The organism is Mycolicibacterium arseniciresistens, assembly GCF_030519285.1.
Classification (GTDB): Bacteria; Actinomycetota; Actinomycetes; order Mycobacteriales; family Mycobacteriaceae; genus Mycobacterium; species Mycobacterium arseniciresistens.
Map to the genome: position 1 here is coordinate 1 of NZ_JAUMSQ010000157.1, position 21,655 is coordinate 21,655.

The 21,655-nt window shown below is 71.4% G+C and carries 21 protein-coding genes; 11 read left to right on the plus strand and 10 right to left on the minus strand.

The genetic code is table 11. The features are described 5' to 3' along the window. The first annotated feature begins 67 nt into the window (after window positions 1–67). Window positions 68–1,393, plus strand: a complete 1,326-nt coding sequence (locus Q2100_RS18940) for an amidohydrolase family protein (RefSeq protein ID WP_302915312.1) — start codon at window positions 68–70, stop codon at window positions 1,391–1,393. Here the strand turns inward: Q2100_RS18940 and Q2100_RS18945 are convergent. The 3 genes from Q2100_RS18945 to Q2100_RS18955 form a co-directional block, all read right to left on the minus strand. Continuing rightward, window positions 1,360–2,361: a phosphotransferase enzyme family protein gene (locus Q2100_RS18945; protein WP_302915296.1), complete on the minus strand. Its 1,002-nt coding sequence runs from the start codon at window positions 2,359–2,361 to the stop codon at window positions 1,360–1,362. The genes Q2100_RS18940 and Q2100_RS18945 overlap by 34 nt on opposite strands. 61 nt (window positions 2,362–2,422) lie before the next feature. Beyond that, window positions 2,423–3,340 carry an alpha/beta hydrolase gene (locus Q2100_RS18950; protein ID WP_302915297.1) on the minus strand — a complete coding sequence of 306 codons (918 nt, stop codon included), beginning with the start codon at window positions 3,338–3,340 and terminating at the stop codon, window positions 2,423–2,425. A gap of 10 nt (window positions 3,341–3,350) precedes the next feature. Further along, window positions 3,351–3,875 carry an HD domain-containing protein gene (locus Q2100_RS18955; protein WP_302915298.1) on the minus strand — a complete coding sequence of 175 codons (525 nt, stop codon included), beginning with the start codon at window positions 3,873–3,875 and terminating at the stop codon, window positions 3,351–3,353. Window positions 3,876–3,983: 108 nt separating this feature from the next. Between Q2100_RS18955 and Q2100_RS18960 the strand changes: the two genes are divergently transcribed. Further along, on the plus strand, window positions 3,984–5,099 hold the full coding sequence (locus Q2100_RS18960) for a TIGR03364 family FAD-dependent oxidoreductase (protein ID WP_302915299.1): 1,116 nt from the start codon (window positions 3,984–3,986) through the stop codon (window positions 5,097–5,099). 7 nt (window positions 5,100–5,106) lie between these two features. Here Q2100_RS18960 and Q2100_RS18965 read toward each other — a convergent pair whose 3' ends face one another. Beyond that, window positions 5,107–7,275 carry an acyl-CoA dehydrogenase family protein gene (locus Q2100_RS18965; RefSeq protein WP_302915300.1) on the minus strand — a complete coding sequence of 723 codons (2,169 nt, stop codon included), beginning with the start codon at window positions 7,273–7,275 and terminating at the stop codon, window positions 5,107–5,109. A 183-nt stretch (window positions 7,276–7,458) separates the two neighbouring features. On the opposite strand from Q2100_RS18965, the gene Q2100_RS18970 reads away from it, so the two are divergent. After that, on the plus strand, window positions 7,459–8,682 hold the full coding sequence (locus tag Q2100_RS18970; RefSeq protein WP_302915301.1) for an alpha/beta hydrolase: 1,224 nt from the start codon (window positions 7,459–7,461) through the stop codon (window positions 8,680–8,682). Window positions 8,683–8,707: 25 nt separating this feature from the next. Continuing rightward, a complete protein-coding gene (locus tag Q2100_RS18975) occupies window positions 8,708–10,126 on the plus strand; it encodes a WS/DGAT/MGAT family O-acyltransferase (RefSeq protein WP_302915302.1) in 1,419 nt (472 codons plus the stop codon). Between the two features lie 17 nt (window positions 10,127–10,143). On the opposite strand, the gene Q2100_RS18980 is transcribed toward Q2100_RS18975, so the two are convergent. Together Q2100_RS18980 and Q2100_RS18985 are read right to left on the minus strand one after the other, a co-directional pair. Beyond that, entirely contained in the window at window positions 10,144–11,427 is a 1,284-nt protein-coding gene (locus tag Q2100_RS18980) for an alpha/beta hydrolase (protein WP_407667658.1), read from the minus strand. Window positions 11,428–11,487: 60 nt separating this feature from the next. Continuing rightward, on the minus strand, window positions 11,488–12,297 hold the full coding sequence (locus tag Q2100_RS18985; protein WP_264013661.1) for a 1-acyl-sn-glycerol-3-phosphate acyltransferase: 810 nt from the start codon (window positions 12,295–12,297) through the stop codon (window positions 11,488–11,490). 84 nt (window positions 12,298–12,381) lie between these two features. On the opposite strand from Q2100_RS18985, the gene Q2100_RS18990 reads away from it, so the two are divergent. The 5 genes from Q2100_RS18990 (at window position 12,382) to Q2100_RS19010 (ending at window position 15,376) form a co-directional block, all read left to right on the plus strand. Then, complete coding sequence (locus Q2100_RS18990; RefSeq protein WP_302915303.1) at window positions 12,382–13,164, plus strand: crotonase/enoyl-CoA hydratase family protein; 783 nt, start codon at window positions 12,382–12,384, stop codon at window positions 13,162–13,164. Beyond that, a complete protein-coding gene (locus tag Q2100_RS18995) occupies window positions 13,149–13,823 on the plus strand; it encodes a hypothetical protein (protein ID WP_302915304.1) in 675 nt (224 codons plus the stop codon). The genes Q2100_RS18990 and Q2100_RS18995 overlap by 16 nt, the downstream gene beginning before the upstream one ends. A 40-nt stretch (window positions 13,824–13,863) precedes the next feature. After that, entirely contained in the window at window positions 13,864–14,112 is a 249-nt protein-coding gene (locus Q2100_RS19000) for a hypothetical protein (RefSeq protein ID WP_302915305.1), read from the plus strand. Further along, the gene (locus tag Q2100_RS19005; protein WP_269894558.1) at window positions 14,112–14,444 is read left to right on the plus strand and encodes a DUF8129 domain-containing protein; all 333 of its coding nucleotides are present in this window, start codon (window positions 14,112–14,114) and stop codon (window positions 14,442–14,444) included. Before Q2100_RS19000 ends, Q2100_RS19005 begins: the two co-directional genes overlap by 1 nt. Window positions 14,445–14,509: 65 nt before the next feature. Then, window positions 14,510–15,376 (plus strand): arylamine N-acetyltransferase family protein, encoded by an 867-nt coding sequence (locus tag Q2100_RS19010; protein WP_302915306.1) that lies wholly within the window; start codon window positions 14,510–14,512, stop codon window positions 15,374–15,376. Window position 15,377: 1 nt separating this feature from the next. Here Q2100_RS19010 and Q2100_RS19015 read toward each other — a convergent pair whose 3' ends face one another. Both Q2100_RS19015 and Q2100_RS19020 read right to left on the minus strand, forming a co-directional pair. After that, entirely contained in the window at window positions 15,378–16,385 is a 1,008-nt protein-coding gene (locus Q2100_RS19015) for an acyl-CoA dehydrogenase family protein (protein WP_302915307.1), read from the minus strand. Next, window positions 16,382–17,548 (minus strand): acyl-CoA dehydrogenase family protein, encoded by a 1,167-nt coding sequence (locus Q2100_RS19020; RefSeq protein WP_302915308.1) that lies wholly within the window; start codon window positions 17,546–17,548, stop codon window positions 16,382–16,384. Before Q2100_RS19020 ends, Q2100_RS19015 begins: the two co-directional genes overlap by 4 nt. A gap of 69 nt (window positions 17,549–17,617) precedes the next feature. Between Q2100_RS19020 and Q2100_RS19025 the strand changes: the two genes are divergently transcribed. Next, window positions 17,618–18,547 (plus strand): helix-turn-helix domain-containing protein, encoded by a 930-nt coding sequence (locus Q2100_RS19025; RefSeq protein WP_302915309.1) that lies wholly within the window; start codon window positions 17,618–17,620, stop codon window positions 18,545–18,547. Further along, a complete protein-coding gene (locus tag Q2100_RS19030; protein WP_302915310.1) occupies window positions 18,547–19,068 on the plus strand; it encodes a dihydrofolate reductase family protein in 522 nt (173 codons plus the stop codon). The genes Q2100_RS19025 and Q2100_RS19030 overlap by 1 nt, the downstream gene beginning before the upstream one ends. A gap of 87 nt (window positions 19,069–19,155) precedes the next feature. Here Q2100_RS19030 and Q2100_RS19035 read toward each other — a convergent pair whose 3' ends face one another. Both Q2100_RS19035 and Q2100_RS19040 read right to left on the minus strand, forming a co-directional pair. After that, complete coding sequence (locus tag Q2100_RS19035) at window positions 19,156–20,637, minus strand: aldehyde dehydrogenase (protein WP_264013651.1); 1,482 nt, start codon at window positions 20,635–20,637, stop codon at window positions 19,156–19,158. A gap of 46 nt (window positions 20,638–20,683) precedes the next feature. Further along, a complete protein-coding gene (locus Q2100_RS19040) occupies window positions 20,684–21,445 on the minus strand; it encodes a class I SAM-dependent methyltransferase (protein ID WP_302915311.1) in 762 nt (253 codons plus the stop codon). Window positions 21,446–21,655 lie beyond the last annotated feature (210 nt).

The window sequence follows — 21,655 nt, forward strand, 5'->3', positions numbered from 1 at the left end:
GGGCCGCCGCGCTGGGCGCCGACAACGCGACCGTCGCCGCGATGGCTGCGCAAAGGCGACCGGCGCCGTGCTGATCACCCGGGCCTTACTGCTCGACGGCACGCCCGCCGACATCCGGGTCGGTGAGCAGATCCTCGAGGTGGCCCAAGGGCTCACGGCGCGACCGGGCGAGACGGTGCTCGACGCCGCGGGCGGCACGGTGATCCCGGGCCTGCACGACCACCACGTGCACCTGCATTCGACTGCGGCGGCGGCGCATTCCCTGCGGGTCGGCCCGGCCGATGTGCGCGGCCGCGACGGGCTCGCCCATGCGCTGGCCGGCGCCGAGACCGATGCCGACGGCTGGATCCGTGCGGTCGGCTACCACGAGGCCGTCGCGGGCCCGCTCGACCGTGATGCGCTGGACGCGGTGTCCCCGCCGGCGCCGGTGCGGGTGCAGCACCGCAGCGGGGTGGTGTGGACGCTGAACACCGCAGCCCTGCGACGCGTCGGCATGGCCGATCATCCCGACGGCGTGCTGCGCAGCGCCGACCCGAGCTGGGCGCCGGAGCGCCGCGACACCGAGCTCGCCGACGTGTCGCGCCGGCTGACGTCCTGGGGTGTCACCGGGATCACCGACGCCACACCGGATCTCACGGAGGCCGACATCGCCGGCCTGCGCGATGCGCACCGCCGCGGGGATCTGGCCGTCAGGGTGCACGTGCTGGCACCGGGCAAGCGCATCCTGCACGACGACGGCCTCGACCTCGACGAACTGACCCGCTGGATCGCCGGCCGCCACCTTCGTGACACCGCTGTCGCGGTGCACTGCGTGACCGCCGCCCAGATCGTGGTGACCATAGCGGCATTGCGCGCCGCCGGAACGCGTGCGGGCGACCGCATCGAGCACGCGGCCGTGGTGCCCGACGACTGCCTGACCGACCTCGCCGAACTCGGCCTGACCGTCGTCACCCAACCGAACTTCGTCGCCGAACGGGGCGACCAGTACCTCCTCGACGTCCCGGCCGACGAACTCCCGCAGCTGTGGCGGCTGCGTTCGCTGCTGGAGTCGCGGGTCAAGGTGGCGCTGTCGACCGACTCGCCGTTCGGCTGCGGTGACCCGTGGGCGGCCATGCGGGCGGCGGTGCGCCGCGAGACGCCGGCGGGCGACGTCCTCGGTCCGGACGAACGAGTCAGCGCCGCAACGGCGTTGAACTTGTTCTTCGGCGCGGCGGAGGAGCCGTCCCGGCCGCGCCGGGTGGCTCCGGGGCAGCCCGGCGATCTCTGCGTGCTCGCCGCATCACCGACCGAGGTGCTCGATGCGCTGGACGCCGACCTGGTCGCCGCGACGATCGTCGGCGGCGACGTGGTCTACCCGCGTCAGCTCAGCCGCAGACCGTTCGACGCCAGATAGCGTTCTGCAAGAACGCAGCTGCCGCGCGCGTACGTGACGGCCTTGGCGCGCGACTCCTTGGAGTGGGTGTGGGTGCTCATCCAGGCCAGCAGCTTCAGGCGCCGCAGCATGACGAACGACGGCAGCATCTCCTCGTCGGCCGCCGTCATCGGTCGGCGGCTCCGGTACCCGGCGACCCAGGCGTCCTGCCACCGGGGCAGCGCCGGATCGTCCTCGATGAACGACACCGCCGCGCCGAAGTCGTAGAAGTACCAGCTGAATCCGCAGTCGTCGAAGTCGATGACAGTGGTGTCGGGCCCGTCGACGATGAGGTTCGCCAGCCGCAGGTCGGCGTGGATCAGGCCGAACCTGTCCGGCCCGCAGCCGTATTCGGTGAGCCGGTGGTGCAGGACCTCCTGCGCACGGTCGAGCAGCGTGCGCTCGGCAGGCCCGACACCGGCGGCCTGCTGCCAGTGGCCCCAGCGGGCGCCGGCGCCGAGCGAACTCTCCCAGTCCCAGGTGAAGCGGCCGAAACCCGCAGGCCGCCGCCACGACCGGGAATGGTCGTGCAGCGCCGCAGTGATGCGGCCCAGCGTGCGGAAGTCGTCCGCGGTGACGGTGGCCTCGTCCGGTTCCGTGCCGGGGACGAGCGCGAAGTGCACGACGTGCCGCGGTGTTCCGTCGACGTCGACCGTGACCATCCGGCGCCCGTCACGGGCGGGCAGCACCGTGGGCACCGCGACCCCAGCGGTGTCGCTGTGCAGCGCGTCGAGCCAGTCCAGCTCGGATTCGATCTCGTGCGGCCGGTGGTAGTTGCGGCGGTGCACCCGGAGCACCGAGGTGACGCCGGTGCCCGCGTCGTCGACCAGGTAAGTGGCGTTCTCGGACAGGTTGAGCAGTCGCAGCGCCGAGTCCGGTGCGAGCGCGAAGTGCGGGACCGCCTGCCGCGCGACATCGATGTCGTCGGTGATGATCCCGTCGCCGTGCATCCGGTCACGCTAAGGGCACACCACAGGCCCGTCAAAGCCGGCGCGGATGCCGCCGCGTGGCTCAGCCGGCGGAGTCGAACGCCTTCCGCAACGCTTCGCACTGGCTCTCGAAGAACTCAACGGAGACATCGGCTTTCGGAACGATGGCGTCGAACCCGTGAAACGCCCCCTCGACCACCTCGACGTCGCACGGCACTCCGGCGGCGCGGAGTCGTTCGGCGTAGGCGAGGCCCTCGTCGTGGAAGAGGTCCAGCGTCCCGACCCCCAGCCAGGCCGGCGGCAGGCCCTCGAGGTCGTCGCGGCGCGCGGGCACCGCGACGTCGCGGTCGGCGTCGGCGAGATAGGCGTCCCAGCCGAACCGGTTGCTCCACTGGTTCCAGAGCCGGTGTCCGGGGTTGTCGAGGTCGTCGCGCTCGACGGTGCGGTCGTCGACCATCGGGTAGACGAGCAGTTGCGCCACCAGCGGGATCTCCCCGCGGTCGCGGGCCAGCAGTGCCAGCGTCGCGGCCAGCCCGCCGCCGGCGCTGCCGCCGGCGATCGCCACCCTGTCACGGTCGACGGCGGGCAGTCCGGCCAGCCACTGCAGCGCCGCGTAGCAGTCGTCGAGCGCGGCCGGGTACGGGTGCTCGGGCGCGAGCCGGTAGTCCACCGACGCGACGGTGATGCCGAGTTCGGCGGCGTAGCGCCTGCACAGGTCGTCGTCCTGGGCGGGGGTGCCCAGGACGTAGCCGCCGCCGTGCATCCACAGCAGTGCCGGCGTGGTACCGGCGACGCCGGCCGGCCGGTAGAGCCGCAGCCGGATACCGGAGTGCAGGGTCAACTCCTCGACGCCCTTCGGGGTGCGCTTGGGCTGCATACGGGTGACGGCACGGAGCAGAGGCAGGGTCACCGGCGTGACGATCTGCTTCGGGACGTACCTGGCCGCCTTGCGCAGATCCGGGTGGAAGTGCACGACGGACTCGGCGGACGGCTTGCGCATCCGCCCAGTATTACCTGCGCCGTCGCGCCGAAACCCGTCCCGCGACCGCGAGCACGTCGCCGATCGACACAGCCGCGCCGCGCGGGACCTTCGCGGCGTCGTCGTACCGGCGCAGCCGCACCGCGTCGGGCCACCACGGGTGATCCGTGTAGGCCGCGTCGACCCCGGCGCCGCCCTGGTAGTGCAGCGAGTCGACCGACACGTCGGACAGCGTCGCCGCGTAGGACGGGTCGGCGGCCACCAGATACCGCTTGGCGGCGACGTGGGCGCCGGCCAGCCAGCCGACCCGTTCACCGAACCGGGGGGTCAGCCACTGCTGGGCCAGCCGGTCGTGGTGTTGGGGTGCGACATCGCCGAACATCGGGCTGTGCCCGATGTCGTGCAGCGCCGCCGCGAGCACCAGTTCGTCGTCGGCCCCGTCGTGCACGGCCTGGCGTGCCGACTGCAGTGCATGGTCGAGTTCGTCGACGGCCTCTTCGTCCCACACCCCGCGCAGCGACTCCAGGATCGCGCGTACCTCGCTGAGTTCGCCCACGCCGCAATGGTATACGCAATTGGTCTATACCAATTGTTCACATTCTGTTCCGGCGGAGCACATCCGCCGTCCCAGTCCCCGTCGGCCGAAGGAGGCAGCGTCGGCGCCATGCGGGTGACGGTGATCGGTGGCGGCATCCTCGGCACCGCACACGCCGTCGAGGCGGTCCGCCGGGGCCACCGGGTGGTGCAGCTGGAGCGCGAGCCGGAGGCCCGCGGGGCGACGGTGCGCAACTTCGGCCTGGTCTGGGTGTCCGGGCGCTCGACGTCCGAGCTCGAGACGACGCTGCGCTCGCGTGAGCTGTGGGAGAAGCTCGGTGTCGACGTCCCCGGCGTCGGATTCCGGCCGTCCGGCTCGATCACGCTGCTGCGCACACCCGGTGAGCTGGCGGTGGCCGAGGAGATGTCGGCACGCAGCGACGCCGACGTCCGCGGCTTCACGCTGCTCGAGCCGGACGCGGTGCGCGCGCACAACCCCGCGCTGCGCGGCCGGTTCCTCGCCGGTTTGCACTGTGCGCGCGACGCGGCGGTGGAGTCCCGCCAGGCGCTGCCCGCCATCCGCGACCACCTCCGCGCCAGCGGCCGCTACACCTTCCACGCGAACACCGAGGCCCGCGCCGTCGAGGGCGGCACCGTCCGCGACGACTCCGACCGCCGCCACGAGGGCGACGTGGTGCTGGTGTGTGCGGGCGCCGCGCACGGCGGGCTGGTCCGCGAGATCGCCGGTGAGCTGCCGGTCCGCCGGGTGCGGCTGCAGATGATGCAGACCGAACCGCTCGGTGAGCCGTTCCCGACGGCGATCGCCGACGGCGACAGCTTCCGCTACTACCCGGGGTTCGCCGGCCCGTCACTGGAAGCGCTGCGCCGCAACGAATCCCAGCATGACACCGCCGATCGGCACCACATGCAGCTGCTGTGCGTGCAGCGGTTGCACGGCGGCCTGACCATCGGGGACACCCACGAGTACGAGCAGCCGTTCCCCTTCGACGTGCAGGAGGAGCCCTACGCCTACCTCACCGAGGTGGTCGAGGAGCTGCTCGGCCGGCCGCTGCCGCCGGTGAGCCGGCGCTGGGCAGGCGTCTACAGCCAGTGCGTCGACCCGCACCAGCTGGTCTGCAGGACCTCGCCCGACGACGGGGTCTGGGTGATCACCGGACCCGGCGGCCGCGGCATGACCCTGGGGCCCGCGCTCGCCGAGCAGACCGCCGACCTGATCGGTCTCTGAGCCCCTGCTACTTGATCAGCGGATCGCGCGGCAGGCCGAGGATCCGCTCGGCGATGGTGTTGCGGGTGATCTCCGACGTGCCGCCGGCGATGGTCATCGCGCGGTTGCCGAGATAGCCGTTGGTCAGTGCCGGCGTCGCGCCGGTGACGGCGGCGGTGCCCGCGAGTTCCATGCCGAGTTCGGTCAGCCACTGCGAATGCTCCGCCACCAGCAGTTTGGTGACGTTGCCCTCCGGGCCGGGTTCGGCCCCGGCGATGGCGCGGCTGGCCCGGCGAAGGTTGAGCAGTCGCAGCGTGTGTCCGGCCGCGATCACCTCACCCGCCCGCCGCAGCCGGGCGGCGGCCACGTCGGCTGGTGCGCTGTCCAGCAGTACAACCAGGTCGTCCGCGCCGAATCCCGTCGGCGCGCCCGACCCGCCGCCGATCGAGATCCGCTCGTTGCCCAAGGTGGCGCGGGCCACCAGCCACCCTCGGTTGACGTCGCCCACCACGTCGGCGTCGGGGACGAAGACGTCGTCGAAGAACACCTCGTTGAAGTGGCTGTCGCCGGTGATGCCGCGCAGCGGGTTCACCGTCACCCCCTCGGCCTTCATGTCGATCGCCATCATCGTCACCCCGGCGTGCTTGGGTGCGTCGGGATCGGTGCGGACGGTGGCCAGACCCCACTGGCACAGGTGGGCGAGGCTGGTCCACACCTTCTGTCCGGTGACCCGCCAGCCGCCGTCCACCCGCTTGGCCGCCGTGCGCACCGCCGCGGCATCGGAGCCGGCGCCGGGTTCGGAGAACAGCTGGCACCACATGGTCTGCCCGCGCAGCACCGGCTCCACCCAGCGCTCCCGCTGATCGTCGGTACCGGCCTGGCTGATCGTCAGCGTCACCCACCCGGTGATGCCCATGTCCGGAACCTTCGTGTCGCGGAACTCCTCCTCGATCACCAACTGCTCCAGCGTGCCCGCCTCGCGACCCCACGGCTTCGGCCAGTGCGGCACCAGATAGCCGGAGTCGACCAGGAAGTCGCGCCGCCGGTCCTCGGGCAGCCCGCTCAGTTCAGCGACCGCGCTGCGGGCCGCCTGGCGGTACTCGTCGGCCTCCGCCGGCAGCCTGAACGTGGCGCCGCGCGCCTGCCCGCTGCGCTGCGCCTCGACGATGTCGGTCAGCGGGTCGGCGCCGTCGCCGAGCGCCGCCGCCAGGGTGCGGGCACGCCGCAGGTACAGGTGGGCGTCGTGCTCCCACGTGTATCCGATCCCGCCGTGCAGCTGAATGTTGTTCTGCGCATTGCCTACCTGTGCGCGCACCGCGTGCGACGCGGCGACCGCCGCCGGGAACCAGGCGCTGTCCAGGTCGTCGGCCCGAGCGGCGTCCCAGGTGGCCGCGGTGGTCTGCTCGGCATCCACCAGCATGTTGGCCGCGTGGTGCTTGACGGCCTGGAACGTGCCGATGGTCCGGCCGAACTGTTCGCGCACCTTGGCGTACTCCACCGCCATGTCCAGGCATGCCCAGCTGATCCCCACCGCCTCGGCCGACGCGAGGATCCGGAACACGGTGCGCGCGCGCCGCGCCGCGCCGCGGATGACGCGGTCCTGGGGCAGTCGCACCCCGCGCAGCGCGACCGAACCGATGCTTCGCGTGGTGTCGAGGCCGGCCAGCCGGGTGACGGTGACGCCGTCGGCGTCCGCGTCGACGACCACGAGGTCGTCACCTGCGGTCAGCACCAGCACATCGGCGTCGGGTGCGCCGAGCACCGCCGGGCTCTCCCCGTCGGCCACTGCGTCGGAGTCGGCCGCCACCGTGCCGGACAGCCCGAGCGCTGACACCGCCGTGCCATCGGCGAGCCCCGGAAGGAGTTGCGTGCGAACGGATTCCGGAGCGCATCGGTCGATCACCACGGCTGCGGCCACCGTGGGCAGGAACGGACCGGGGCACACCCGCCGGCCCTGGACCTCGAGCACCACGGCCAGTTCGGCAAGGCCGAATCCCGATCCGCCGTGATCCTCGGCGAGCGCCAGGCCGGTGAGTCCGAGGTCGGCGTGCGCGGTCCAGAGCTCCGCCGGGTGCGCCGACCCCTCGTCGAGGGTGGCTCGCGCCGCTACGAGCGCCTGCAGCCGGTCCAGCAGGCCGGCTGCGGATTCCGCGAGATCGCGGTGTTCGTCGGTGATGGCCAGGGCTGATCTGTTCACGGCGGGACGTCCTCTTCGCTTCGTCATCGAGTCGTAACTTGACGGTCGTCAAGTGCACGCTAGCGGCAAAACCGCCGGTCAGAAAGGTGTGATGCCCGTCACAACGCGTTACGAAAGTGCCGCTGGTTGACAACTTCCGAATGTCGTCGTTTAGGAACTGACCTGCGGGGTACAGTCGCGATCATGACCGTGCGACCGGACACCCGGTACCCCGGACCGACAATGTGGACGCGCGCACGTTGGCTCCTCAACGCCAAGCCTGCCGATCACCTGCTCGCCATGAGTGTCGCCTCCGCCTCCCTGCCCGTGATCGGGAAACACCTTGAGCCGCTTGGCGCCCTCGCCGCCATGGGGGTGTGGGGATACCGGCAGATGCCGGAACTCCTGTCCGCATCGGCGAAGTCCTGGTTCGAGCCGGGCAACGACGAGGTGCGGCAGAAGGAGCGCGACATGACGCACTCCGTCACCGACGCCGCCCTTCGCGGCGTCGTCCCCGCCGCCGACCTCGCCATCGACTGGCCGGCCCCGGAGAAGGCGCCGCCGCTTTGGAAGGCGTTCGAGCACCGCCGCAACGTCTACAAGTCCTCGGTTCGCTACGGCCCGTTGCCCTCTCAGCTCCTCGACGTCTGGCGGCCCAAGAACCTGCCCACCGAACCGGCCCCGGTGCTGCTGTTCATCCCGGGCGGTGCGTGGGTGCACGGCAGCAGGCTGCTGCAGGGCTACGCGTTGATGTCGCACCTGGCCGAGATGGGCTGGGTCTGCCTGTCCATCGACTACCGGGTGTCGCCGCACAATCCGTGGCCTGCGCACATCACCGACGTCAAGACGGCGATCGCCTGGGCGCGCGCCAACGTCGACCGATTCGGCGGTGACCGCAACTTCGTCGCGATCGCGGGAACCTCGGCGGGCGGCCACCTCGCGGCGCTGGCCGGACTGACCATCAACGACGCCGAACTGCAGTGCGTGCTGCCGGAGGGGTCCGACACCTCGGTCGACGCGGTGATCGGCATCTACGGCCGATACGACTGGGAGGACCGTTCCACCGTCGAACGCGTCCGCTTCGTAGACTTCCTCGAGCGGGTGGTGGTCAAGCACCGGCTGTCGCGCCATCCGGAGATCTTCCGCAAGGCCTCGCCGATCGCCCGGGTGCACCCCGAGGCGCCGCCGTTCCTGGTCATCCACGGCAGCGGCGACAGCGTGATCCCGGTCGCGCAGGCGCGCAGCTTCGTCGACAGGCTCCGCGCGGTGTCGCGGTCGGTGGTCAGCTACGTGGAACTACCGGGTGCCGGGCACGGCTTCGACATGATCGACGGGGCCCGCACCGGATCGATGGCCACCGCCGTCCGGCTGTTCCTCAACCAGATCCATCGAAACCGGATGAGCGCCGCGGCCAAAGAGGTTATATAGACGCCTCCGACAGGGAGGTATCCGGGTGAAACGGCTTCGCGGGTGGGACGCTGTGCTGCTGTACAGCGAGACGCCGAACGTGCACATGCACACCCTCAAGTTGGCGGTCATCGAGCTCGACGACCTCGGTGGGCGCACCTTCGGCGTCGAGGACTTCCGCAAGGTCCTGCACGGGCGGCTGTACAAGCTCGACCCGTTCCGCTACCAGCTCGTGGACATCCCGTGGAAGTTCCACCACCCCATGTGGCGGGAGAACTGCGAGGTCGACCTCGACTACCACGTGCGGTCCTACCGGGTGGACAGCCCCGGCGGCCGGCGTCAGCTCGACGAGGCGGTCGGCCGGATCGCCAGCACACCGTTGGACCGCAGTCGCCCGCTGTGGGAGATGTACCTGATCGAGGGGCTGGCCGGCGGTCGCATCGCGGTGCTGGGCAAGATCCACCACGCGCTGGCCGACGGTGTCGCCTCGGCGAACCTGCTGGCCCGCGGGATGGATCTGCAGACGGGGCCGCAGGCCGACCGGGACTCGTACGCCACCGACCCGGCGCCGAGCCGAGCGGAGTTGGTGCGCACCGCATTCGGTGACCACATCCGCCAGCTGGGCCGCATCCCGGGCGTGATGCGCTACACCGGTCAGGGGCTGAGCCGGGTGCGGCGCAGTTCGCGCAAGCTGTCGCCCGAGCTGACCCGGCCGTTCACGCCGCCGCCGACGTTCATGAACCACATGATCGACGCGACCCGCACCGTCGCGACCGCGACGCTCGCGCTCGCCGACGTCAAGCAGACCAGCAAGCACCTCGGTGTGACGATCAACGATCTGGTGCTGGCCATCTCCGCGGGCGCACTGCGGAAGTTGTTGCTGCGCTACGACGGTCACGCCGACCATCCGCTGCTGGCGTCGGTGCCGATCAGTTTCGACTTCTCACCGGACCGGATCTCCGGCAACTTCTTCACCGGCATCCTGGTCGCGCTGCCCACCGACTGCGAGGATCCGCTGGACCGGGTGCGTAAGGCGCGGGAGGCGGCCATCTCGGCCAAGGAGAGCCACGAACTCATCGGCCCCGAACTGGTCAGCCGCTGGTCGGCGTACATGCCGCCCGCGCCCGCGGAGTCGCTGTTCCGGTGGTTGTCGAAGAAGGACGGCCAGAACAAGATCCAGAACCTGACGATCTCGAACGTGCCCGGTCCGCGGGAGCGCGGGCGGGTCGGCGGCGCGCTGGTGACGGAGCTGTACTCCGTCGGTCCGCTCACCGCGGGCAGCGGGCTCAACATCACCGTGTGGAGTTACGTCGACCAGCTCAACATCACCGTGTTGTCGGACGGCTCCACGCTCGACGACCCGCACGAGGTGACCGACGCGATGCTCGCGGCCTTCATCGAGATCCGCAAGGCCGCAGGGCTTTCCGAGGAGCTGACGGTCGTCGAGACCGCCATGGCGCCCTGACTCGCCGAGCGCCGAGACTATGGTTGTTGCGCGGGCCTGAGCGCGTCGACCGTGGTCTCGTCGGTTACGGACGAGCGGGTGGCGTACACCCAGGACAGGAACCGCTCGATCGCCTGGCCGGTGTAGTGCCCACGCGGTGAGCCGAAGAAGTCGAATGCGTGCTGGGCGTGCGGCACCTCGACGTAGGCCACCGGTGAGGTCGACACCTTGCGCAGCGCGTCGACGAACTCGCGGCCCTCGGGCACTGGGATGATGGAGTCGTCCTGGCCGTGCAGGACGAAGAACGGTGGCGCGTCGGCACGCAACCGTGCGATGGGTGAGGCGTCGACGTACAGCTGCCGGTTGCGGGCGAAGCTCTTCTTGACGACGTACCGCTGCAGGAACGCGATGAACTCGGGGCGGCCCGTCCCCTCCTTGCCGAACCAGTCGTAGCGGCCGTACACCGGCACCGCCGCCTTCACCGAGGTGTCCGCATCCTCGAATCCCGGTTGATACTGAGGGTCATTCGGGGTGAGCGCGGCAAGCGCCGTCAGGTGTCCGCCCGCCGAACCGCCGGTGATGGTGACGAAGTCGGGGTCGCCGCCGTACTCGGCGATGTGTTCCTGGATCCACGCCAGCGCGCGTTTCACGTCGACGATGTGGGCCGGCCAGGTGTGCCGCGGGCTGACCCGGTAGCCGATCGACACGCACACCCAGCCGCGTTCGGCGAGGTGGCTGAGCAGCGGATAGGCCTGCGGGCGGCGCATTCCGATCGCCCAGGCGCCGCCGGGCACCTGCAGCACCACGGGCGCCTTCCCGTCACGCGGGAGGTCGGCGCGCCGCCAGATGTCGGCGGTGTTGGCGCGGTGCGGGCCGTACCGCACCGCCTTCTCGGTGTAGCGCCGCCGCGACCATCCGGTGCGGAACACCCCTGACCGCCTGCGGGGCGTCGGGGACTTGGCGGTCACGGATTCGTAGTCGGCACCGAGGGTTTCACGCAGGCCGGCCTCGAAGACCGGCTCGGAGCGCACGTTGCGGCGTTGGAGGAACACCAGCACCCCCCAGGTGACGGCGTTGAGCGCCAGCGCCAGTGCCCCGCGCCTGCCTGCGAAGTGTCCGCGCCAGTACCGCCGCGCGGTGTCGAGCACCGACGCCGTCAGGAACAGCGGCGCCAGTTCACTGGTGGGCCAGCCGAGAAAGAACACCGGGATGGTGACGTAACCCTTGCGCGCCAGCGGTTGCACACCGTTGGCGGCGTTGGCCAGCTCCCCGACCGCGCGCAACACAGGGCGCGGCTTGACGATCTTCTTGAGCACAGACATCTCCCCCGGAGCGTGGTGATTGGCCGACGGATAGCCTATGTGCCCCGCACTGAAACCCGGTCAGCCCAGCACGGGCAGCCGGCGGTCGGCGGCCAGCTCGTCGAGCGCCCGCTGCATGACGCGGCGGACGTGGGCGTCCACCTCGTCGATGTCGGGGTTCTCGCCGAACTCGGCGACGATGTCGATCGGCGGCAGCACCTGGGTGACGATCTTGGTGGGCAGCGGCATGTTGAGCGGCACCACCGCGGACAGTCCGAACGGGAAGCCGAACGACACGGGCACGATCTTGGTGCGGGCCAGCCGCGCGATCGGGCCGAGCCGCTTGGCCAGCCAGGTTCCCCGGGTGAGGAACAGCTGGGCCTCCTGGCCGCCGATCGAGACCGTCGGCACGATCGGGACACCGGCGTTGAGTGCGGCCTTGATGTAGCCGGTGCGGCCCGCGAAGTCGATCTTGTTCTGCGTCAGCGTCGGGCGGTACACGTCATAGTCGCCGCCGGGAAACACCACCACCACTCCACCCGAACGCAGCGCGTCGTCGGCGTTGTCGTGATTGGCGCGGATGAAGCCGATCTTGATGAAGAACTCCGCGGTCGGGCCCGTCATCAGCATGTCGTGGCTGAGTGTGTAGACCGGCCGGTCGTAGCCGAACTTCTCGTAGAAGCCGCTGGCGAACACCGGGACGTCCATCGCGAACAGGCCGCCGCTGTGGTTGGACACCACCAGCGCGCCGCCGGGCGGGAAGTCGTCGAGGCCGCGCACCTCGACCCGGTGATAGGCCTTGAGGATCGGTCTCAGCACCGCCATGACCTGCGCGGTGAACCCGGGATCCCACTTGGAGATCTCCGACGGGATGCTGTCGGTCGAGCTCATGAGGTGGTCCCTCCGGTAGAATTGAAACGTGTTCTAGTTTTTCGATGGTACCGGCATCGCGGTGCCGCTCGCTAGCATCACGTCGTGAGCAACGACGCCAACAGCGCCCCGGACCCCGTACTCGTCGAACAGCGTGACCGCATCCTGGTCATCACCATCAACCGGCCCAAGGCCAAGAACGCCGTCAACAAGGCCGTCGCGGAGGGCCTCGCGGCCGCCGTGGACCGCCTCGACGACGACCCCGGGCTGTCGGTCGGCGTGCTCACCGGGGCCGGCGGGACGTTCTGTGCGGGCATGGACCTCAAGGCCTTCGCCAGCGGTGAGCTGCCGATGGTCCCGGGCCGGGGCATGGGCTTCACCGAGCGTCCGCCCGCGAAGCCGCTGATCGCCGCTGTCGAGGGCTATGCGCTGGCAGGCGGCACCGAACTCGCGCTGGCCACCGATCTCATCGTGGCCGCCCGCGATTCGGCGTTCGGCATCCCCGAGGTCAAGCGCGGCCTGGTCGCCGGCGGCGGCGGACTGCTCCGGCTGCCGCAGCGGATCCCGTCGGCCATCGCGATGGAGCTGGCGCTGACCGGTGAGGCGCTGCCGGCCGAACGCGCTCACGTCCTCGGCCTGGTCAACGCGCTGGCCGAGCCCGGACACGCCCTCGACGAGGCGATCGCGCTGGCCGAGCGGATCACCGCCAACGGCCCGCTCGCCGTGGCCGCCACGAAGCGGGTGATCGTCGAGTCCCGCGGCTGGTCGCCCGAGGAGTTCTGGGCGAAGCAGAACGAGATCATCATGCCGGTGTTCGGCAGCAAGGACGCCCAGGAGGGCGCCATCGCGTTCGCCGAGAAGCGCCCACCCCAGTGGACCGGCAGCTGAAGCGCGTCTTCTCCGGCCACATCGCGGGCGTCGGATCGCAGTCCGGTCACCGCCTCGTCGTCGGAAGCTGGCAGACCTCGCCGTTCGGCGCGTTCACCGACGTGATGGTGCAGCGGGCCGGCGGGCAGGAGCGGCGGGGGTACCTCCCGCTTGCGGGGGCCGACGGGGGAATCGGCACCGACGACGAGCGGGTGCTGCTGGCGCCGACGCGCGAGATCGCCGACTTCGTGTCGACCACGTACGCGTTCGACCGTGTGCTCGTCGGCCCGGTGCGTGCCGAGCTCACCGAGGACCGGCTCACGGTGGCGGCGCCGAATCTCGACCTGCGGATCGACATCGGGGGAGCGGCGCCGCTGGACCGGCTGCTGCGGCTGGTGCCGGCGCGGCTCGCCGTCGCGCCGTGGTGGCTGCGGGCGATCGACCCGGTGGCGTCCCGCATGGTGGCCGGCGTGCACACCGCGGGCACCGCGGGCAACGGCAGGCGCGAGTACTACGGCGTCCGGCGGTCCCGGCGCATCGTCGGGGTGTCCGGCCGGCTCGACGGCGAGGACCTCGGCGCGCTGGCCCCGCTGCGACCGCCGGTGCGCTTCGGTTTCGCCTCCGCCCCGGCCGAACCGCAGATCGTCTCGGTCACCACGACGATCATCGAGACCGCGTAGACCGCGTTTCGGGCCCGGCCGTCGGGGGCACCCGTCGCTGATGAGCACGCTGTCCCGGCTGCGCGACGTGCAGCGCCGAATCCTGAAAGCCCAGCGGCGGATATGGCTGTTGCAGGCCTCGCTGTGGGTGACGCTGGTCCTCACCGGTGTGTCCGCCGTCGTCGGCGCCGCGTGGTGGCTGTCGCAACGCCGCACCGACACATCCGAGGCCGGCGCCGCGTCGCGCGACACCGTCAACCCCGCGACCAACGGCCAGCTGACGCACACCGGATCCCGAGGAGACACCTGATGGCACACGACGAATTGCCGCTGCCCGACTACGACCAACTACCGCTGACCGAACTGCGGCACCGCATCCGCTCGCTCGAGGAGCCGGCACTGCGCGTCCTGTTCGACCACGAGACGGCGCATGGGAACCGCATCCCGGTGCTCGAACTGCTGCACGCCCGCCTCAAGGAACTGCACGGCGGTGCCGAACCGTCCGGCGGCGACCCGGCCAACGCGCCGCGGGTGTCGGGCACCGCGGGCGGATCCCCGGTCAGCACGGCCACCGCCGCGGAAGCGAACACTCCGCTGCGGCACGGCGTGGCGGCGCAGACCCCCGCCCGCGGGAAGCCCTGACGACGCTCAGCGCGGCGTCGCACCGGGGTTGACCTCAACCTCCCTTGAGGTCGCAGGATGGCGGCATGTCCATCGCCACCACAGTCGACGTCACCGGCTACCTCGACCGAATCGGTCACGGCGCCGCGGTGCGGCCGGACCTGCAGACGCTGCGCACCGTCGTTGCCGCGCACAACCGGACGATCCCGTTCGAGAACCTCGACCCCGTTCTCGGCATCCCCGTCGCCGACCTCGGGGCCGCGGCGCTGACCGACAAGCTGGTGCACCGGCGCCGAGGCGGCTACTGCTACGAACACAACGGCCTGATGGGCTACGTGCTGGAGGCGCTCGGGTACGGGGTGGACCGGCTGGCCGGCCGGGTGGTGTGGATGAACGACGACTGGGACCCGGGCGACGACGGCTTCGCCGCCGCGCTGCCCGCGCAGACCCACCAGCTGCTTGCCGTGACGGTGCCCGGCGAGGACGGCCGGTTCCTGGTCGACGTCGGATTCGGCGGGCAGACGTTGACCGCACCGATCCGCCTGCAGGCGGGGCCGGTGCAGGAGACCCGCCACGAGCCCTACCGGCTGCGCGAGCACGGCGACGGCCTCCTGCTCGAGGCGCTGATCCGCGGGACGTGGCGCCCGCTGTACATCTTTTCGCTCCGGCCGCGGCCACTGATCGACCTCGAAGTCGGGAGTTGGTACGTGTCAACGCATCCGAAGTCAGGATTCGTGGTGGGACTGACCGCGGCGTTGATCGCCGACGACGCCCGCTGGAACATGCGTGGCCGCAACCTCGCCGTCCACCGTGCCGACGGCACCGAGCGGATCCGGTTCGACACGGCGGCGCAGGTGCTCGACGCGCTGACCGACCGCTTCGGCATCGACCTCGCCGATCTCGGCGACCGCGTCGACGTCGAGGCCCGCGTGCACGAGGTCCTCGACCGCTGACTCAGGCGCCGACGACCAGGTCCCACGGATCGCCGGCGAGCGCCGCCCGGCCCAGTCGCCGCGCGTACGACGCGGTGTCGCCGAACTCGTCGGCCCAGCTGCGGGCCCGCATCGTCACCGACCACAGCGGATGCTCGATCGTCACTCCGATCGCCCCGTGCAACTGGTGCGCGGCGGTGGTCACCGGGCCGACCGCGCGGCCGACGGCCACCTTCGTCACCGCCACCGCGTACTCCGTTGCGGCGTCGTCGAATCCGCGTTCCTGCGCGGCGGCGACGGCCAGTGCCACGGTGGCGCGCGCCCGTTCGATCTCGCCCGACATCCCGGCCAGCGCGTGCTGCACCGCCTGGAACGCGCTCAGCGGCCTGCCGAACTGCACGCGACCGCGGGTGTGCTCGACGGTCAGGGCCGCGGCGGCGTCGAGCGCCCCGATGATCTGCACGCACCGTGCCCATGCGCCGCGCCGCATCAACTGCTCGCCGATCCCGGGAGGCAGCCGTCGGCAGTCGTCGACCGCCACGTCCACCGCGACGGCGCAGCGCGGCTCGCCGGCGAGATTCTGCCCGGAGGTGACGGGCGCGCCCTGCAGGCGCGTCACGTACACCGCGTCCTCGGTGCGGCCCGCCAGGATGATCGCCGCGTCGTCGGCCCACGGCACGTCCCGCGCGACACCGGTGATGCGCCCGCCGGCCACCCGTACGTCGGCGAGCGCGACGGTCATCGGGCCCGTCGGCGGCACCGGCACGCCGGCCTCGGCCGCCAGCCAGGCGGCCAGCAGGTCGGTCTCGGCCACAGGGACGGCGGCCGCATGCCGGGCCAGCCCGTCCAGCACGATGGCCGCGTCCGCGGGTCCGGCGTCCTCGGCACTGGTCAGCCGGCTCAGCCCGGTGTCCTCGAGGTGCCGCCACAGCGTGCTGTCGAACCCGTCGGGGCGGCGCCGCCTGCCTGCGCGCGCGTCGTGGGCCCGCTGCCCCAGTTCGTCGACCAGTTGCCGCAATTCGTCGCTCATCGCACCCCCAGCCCCTTGGCGACGACCCCGCGCAGCACCTCGTTCGTCCCGCCGCGCAGCGTGAACAGCGGCGCCTGCAGCCGCGCCGTGGCCAGCATGGCGCGCAGCCGGGCGGCGTCCGCACCGGCCGGATCCAGGTGGGCCAGCAGGTCGGCCACCAGGTCGACAGACTCCTGCTCGAACCGGGTGCCGAGATCCTTGACCAGCGCGGCGCGCGAAATTGCGTCCGCGCCTGCGCTGAGCGCGCGGGCGACCGAGATCGACAGCTGACGCAGCGCGACGACACGGGCGATCAACTCGCCCACCTTGACGGCGGCGCCGTCGTCGGCGCCGGGACCCAGTGCGCGGACCGCCGCGAAGATCAGCGTCGCGGTCGACAGGAAACGCTCGGGGCCGCTGCGTTCGAAGCCCAGCTCGGCGGTCACCTGATGCCACCCGTCACCGATGCCGCCGAGCAGTGCGATGTCGGGGACGGTGACGTCGTCGAAGAGCACCTCGTTGAAATGGTGCTCGCCGTTCATCAGCACGATCGGGCTGACGGCGATGCCCGGCAGGTCGGTGGGCACGATGAACTGGCTGAAGCCGGCGTGCCTGCGGTCCGGGTCGACGGGGGCGGTGCGGGCCAGCACCACGATCTGGTGGGCGAGGTGCGCGCCGCTGGTCCACACCTTCGTGCCCGACAGCGTCCAGCCGCCGTCGACGCGGGTGGCGCGCATCTGCACCGCCGCCAGATCGGATCCGGCGCCGTGCTCGCTCATCCCGATCGCCGAGTACAGCTGCCCGGCCGCTATGCGGGGCAGCAGGCGCCGCCGCTGCTCGTCGGTGCCGTAGCTGAGCAGTGCGGGCGCCACCTGCCGGTCGGCGATCCAGTGCGCGGCGACCGGCGCGCCGTGCGCGAGCAGTTCCTCGGTGACGACGTAGCGGTGCAGGTGGCCCGATCCGGTGGCCGGCGCGTGGCCGCCGAACTCGGCAGGGATCGTCAGCCCGACGAATCCGGCCGCGGCCAGTCGTGCGCTGAAGCCCGGATCCCAGCCCGTCAGCCAGCAGTCGACCGCCGGCGTCCAGCCGTGCTCGGCGCGGTCGTCGGCCAGGAAGCTGCGCACCGCGGCGCGCAGCGGGGCCAGGTCCCCGTCGTTGGCGCACAGCGCCTCGAATTCACCCACTGAGCAGGTGAGTCTAGTGAGCAGGAATCGTCATGTTCCCGGCGGCGGGCGGCGACCATACTCGGTCGGGTGAGCGAGCAACCGTCGACGCCCGCCGGAAGGGACCGCCTGCGCGAACTGCTCGACGCGGTGGTGGACGCGGACAACACCGTCGTGGGTGAGATGGCCCGCAGCAGTCACGCCTCGGAGTTCCACTTCTCGCGCGAGGTGCGGCGGCTGACCGGGGAGTCGCCCGCCGCGCTGCGGCGCCGCATCATGCTCGAACGGGCGGCCTGGCGGTTGCGCCGCGGCGAAGGGGTCGCCGCGGTCGCCGCGGACGAGGGCTGGTCGTCGGCCGAGGTGTTCTCCCGGGCGTTCCGGAGGGCGTTCGGGGTGCCGCCGTCCCGCGCCGCCGACGTCGCCTTCCGGGTGCCGGCGCCCAACGGTCTGCATTTCCATCCGCCGCAGTCGCTGTGGCTCGACGGCGACGGGGCGACGAAGGAGCCCGACATGTCCCAGCTGATGGTGGCCCACGACATCGCCGACACCGCCTACCTCATCGACCGGGCGGCCGGGCTGTCGGCCGAACAGTGGACCGCCGAGCTGACGCCGGGGCAGGTGGTGCTCGACTGGGACGGTCCCGAGCCCAGCGTCGGCGCGGTGCTCGGTGCGATCGTCTGGACCAAGGAGGTGTGGCTGGCCACCATCGAGGGCCGCGACGTGCCCCGGCGCGATGCCAGCGATCCGGCGACGGTGTCACCGGCGGGGCTGGCCGCGCATCACGTGGATGTCGGAACACGCTGGGCGGCAATGCTTTCCGAGTACAGCGCCGAGGGCAGGCTGGGCGACACCGTCATCGACGCGCTCTGCGAACCGCCGGAGTCGTTCCAGCTGTACGGCATCGTCGCCCACGTGCTCGAGTACGCCGCGCTGCGCCGCGGCCTCGCCCGCGCGATGCTCGCCCGCCTCGGCGTGGCCACCCACCGCGGCGACCCGCTGGAATGGATGAGAGGACACTGATGGCGACGATCTACTACACCGCGTCGAGTCTCGACGGCTACGTCGTCGACGAGGCCGACAGCCTGGACTGGCTCACCTCGCGCGAGATCGACGCAGACGGACCGTTCCACTACGACGCGTTCTTCGCGACGATCGGTGCGGTGGTGATGGGGTCGGCGACCTACGAGTGGATCGTGAAGAACCATCCCGGCGAGTGGATGTACTCCCAGCCGTCGTGGGTGCTGACCAGCCGCCCGGACATCGTGGTGGGCGACCATCCGGTGCGGGTCTTCTCCGGCGCGGTCACCGAGCTGCATCCGGAACTGGTGGCCGCGGCCGCCGGTGAGGACGTCTGGGTGGTGGGCGGCGGACTGGTCGCCGCGCAGTTCGTCGAGGCGGGACTGATCGACGAGATGATCGTCTCGTATGCGCCGTGTTCGCTCGGCGGCGGTTCCCGCGTGCTGCCGGTGCGCTCGGAGTGGGCGCTGGTGGAGTCGGCGGTCAACGCCGACTTCGTCTGCGCGCGCTGGCACCGGGCCTGAACTCCGGCGCGGAGGTCACCGCGCCCGTGACGTGGCGGCGGTGTCCCGGCCTCGGGGCCGCCGCCACGTCACGAGCGCGACCCCTCGTCACTCCGGGGTGTACCCGAACGGCAGCAGGGTGCTCTTGGCCTGGCAGTACTGCTCGATACCCTCCGGCCCGTTCTCGCGGCCGATGCCGGAGTTCTTGTAGCCGCCGAACGGCGCGCCCGGGTCGAACGCGTACATGTTCACCGCGTAGGTGCCGGTACGGATCTTGGCGGCGATCTCCAGCGCCTTGCGGTTGTCGGTGGTCCACACGCTGCCGGCCAGGCCGTACACCGAATCGTTGGCGATGCGGACCGCGTCGGCCTCGGTGTCGTAGGGAATGACCGCCAGCACCGGGCCGAAGATCTCCTCCTGCGCGATCGTCATCGAGTTGTCGACGTCGGCGAACACCGTCGGCTGCACGAACCAGCCGCTGTCCAGACCCTCGGGCCTGCCGCCGCCGGTGACCACCCGGGCGCCCTCGTCGACGCCCTTCTTGATGTACTCCTCGACGCGCTCACGCTGCCGCTCGCTGATCAGCGGGCCGATCGCGGCGTTGGGGTCGTCGGGCAAGCCGACCGGCATCGCCGCGACGAAGTTGGCGAGCTTCTCGACCACCTCGTCGTACCGCGACCGGGGCGCCAGGATCCGGGTCTGCGCGACGCAGGCCTGCCCCGAGTTCATCACCCCGGAGAACGCCAGCATCGGCAGCGACGAGTCGAGGTCGGCGTCCTCGAGCACGATCGCGGCCGACTTGCCGCCCAGTTCCAGCGTGCAGGGCTTGAGCCGCTCGGCGGCCAGCTTGCCGATCTCCTTGCCCACCGCCGAACTGCCCGTGAAGGTGAACTTGTCGAGCTCGGGATTCGCGGTCAGCGCGCGGCCGGTCTCGGCGCCGCCCGGCACCACCGACAGCACACCCTCGGGCAGCCCGGCCTCGGCGAACATCTGGGCCATCGCGAACACCGACAGCGGCGTCTCGGCGGCGGGCTTGAGGACCACGGTGCAGCCGGCCAGCAGCGCGGGGCCGAGCTTGTTGGCGGCCAGGAAGAACGGCACGTTCCACGCCGTGATCGCGCCGACCACGCCGATCGGCTCGCGGGTGACCAGCGTCTGGCCGTAGATGCCGTCGCGGATCTCGGACCACTCGAACTTGTCGGCGGCGCCGGCGAAGTAGCCGAAGGCCGACATCGCCGCGCCGTACTGCATCATGTCGACGATCGTGGCGGGCTGCCCCGTCTCGGCGGTGAGCAGGAACTTCAGCTCGTCGGCGCGCTCGCTCATCAGGTTGACCGCGGCGCCGAGGATCTCCGCCCGCTGCTGCGGGGTCATCGTCGGCCACGGACCCTCGTCGAACGCCTTGCGCGCCGCGGCGCAGGCCGCGTCGACGTCGGCCGCGGCGGCCAGGGGCACCTGCCCGACCTTCTCGCCGGTCGCGGGGGAGTGCACCTCGATGACGTCGGAGGTCGACGGCGTCACCCAGGCGCCGCCGATGAACAGCTTGTCGTACTCGGTCTTGAAGGCAGCCGCCTGCACCGTCTGTGTCATGAGCGTCACACTACCGAAGGACGGGCCAAACGAGAACCTGTTCCAGTCACGGCCTCAGGACGAGCACCAGGTTGCTCACCAGGAACTCCCGCAGCAGCGGCACCTCGGTGCACCACCACGCCCATCGCGGGTGGTAGCGGGGGAAAGCGCCGATCAGCGCGCCGGTGCTGCGCGCCCACTGCAGGCCGTCGGCCGCCGACACCGCGAACAGTGACGACCCGTAGTTGTTCTTCGCCGGGTGACCATGCCTGCGGGCGTACAGGGCCGCGGCGCGCGCCCCGCCGAGGTAATGCGTCAGCCCCATCTCGTGCCCGCCGAACGGACCGAGCCACACCGTGTAGGACAGCACCACCAGCCCGCCGGGACGGGTGACGCGCAGCATCTCGTTGCCCAGCTGCCAGGGCCGCGGCACGTGCTCGGCGACGTTGGACGACAGACAGACGTCGACGGCCGCGTCGGCGAACGGCAACGCCATCCCCGAGGCCCGCACGTAACGCCCGCTCGCCGCGTCGGCAGCCGGGCCGGCGTGCATCTCGCGGGGATCGGGCTCGACGCCGAGGTAATCCATCCCCACCGCGGCGAACGCCGCCGCGAAGTACCCGGGCCCACCGCCCACGTCCAGCACCGACCGGCCCGACGGCGAGCCGCCGACGCCGGCCTGCCACAGGTCGGCGACCATCGCGGCGGTGTCGTCGGCCAGTGCCCCGTAGAAGCGCGCCGGGTCGGACTGCTCGAAGCGGAACTCCGAGAGCAGCCGCACCGACCGACCCAGCGTCGCCCGCTTCGCGAACAGGTCGGTGACGGCCATCGGGCCACCCTATGCAGCCGGGCGGGAATCTCGTGCGCCACGGCGGGTCCGACGGCAAATAGGATGCGAGTTCGCATGGCAATGCAATCGACGACGGCGTATCCCCGCCGGATCCCCGAGGAGGACTCGCTGTGAGTGTGCCGCCCCAAGGACCGCCGCCGGGGTGGCCGCCCCCGCAGGGACCGCCGCAGTGGGGGCCGCCGCAGGGCC

Coding starts and splice junctions, on each gene's coding strand:
- Q2100_RS18945 (WP_302915296.1), bottom strand. CDS start 2,361: ATGCACGGCGACGGGATCATCACCGACGACATCGATGTCGCGCGGCAG.
- Q2100_RS18950 (WP_302915297.1), bottom strand. CDS start 3,340: ATGCGCAAGCCGTCCGCCGAGTCCGTCGTGCACTTCCACCCGGATCTG.
- Q2100_RS18960 (WP_302915299.1), top strand. CDS start 3,984: ATGCGGGTGACGGTGATCGGTGGCGGCATCCTCGGCACCGCACACGCC.
- Q2100_RS18970 (WP_302915301.1), top strand. CDS start 7,459: ATGACCGTGCGACCGGACACCCGGTACCCCGGACCGACAATGTGGACG.
- Q2100_RS18980 (WP_407667658.1), bottom strand. CDS start 11,427: ATGTCTGTGCTCAAGAAGATCGTCAAGCCGCGCCCTGTGTTGCGCGCG.
- Q2100_RS18985 (WP_264013661.1), bottom strand. CDS start 12,297: ATGAGCTCGACCGACAGCATCCCGTCGGAGATCTCCAAGTGGGATCCC.
- Q2100_RS19000 (WP_302915305.1), top strand. CDS start 13,864: ATGAGCACGCTGTCCCGGCTGCGCGACGTGCAGCGCCGAATCCTGAAA.
- Q2100_RS19005 (WP_269894558.1), top strand. CDS start 14,112: ATGGCACACGACGAATTGCCGCTGCCCGACTACGACCAACTACCGCTG.
- Q2100_RS19010 (WP_302915306.1), top strand. CDS start 14,510: ATGTCCATCGCCACCACAGTCGACGTCACCGGCTACCTCGACCGAATC.
- Q2100_RS19015 (WP_302915307.1), bottom strand. CDS start 16,385: ATGAGCGACGAATTGCGGCAACTGGTCGACGAACTGGGGCAGCGGGCC.
- Q2100_RS19030 (WP_302915310.1), top strand. CDS start 18,547: ATGGCGACGATCTACTACACCGCGTCGAGTCTCGACGGCTACGTCGTC.
- Q2100_RS19035 (WP_264013651.1), bottom strand. CDS start 20,637: ATGACACAGACGGTGCAGGCGGCTGCCTTCAAGACCGAGTACGACAAG.
- Q2100_RS19040 (WP_302915311.1), bottom strand. CDS start 21,445: ATGGCCGTCACCGACCTGTTCGCGAAGCGGGCGACGCTGGGTCGGTCG.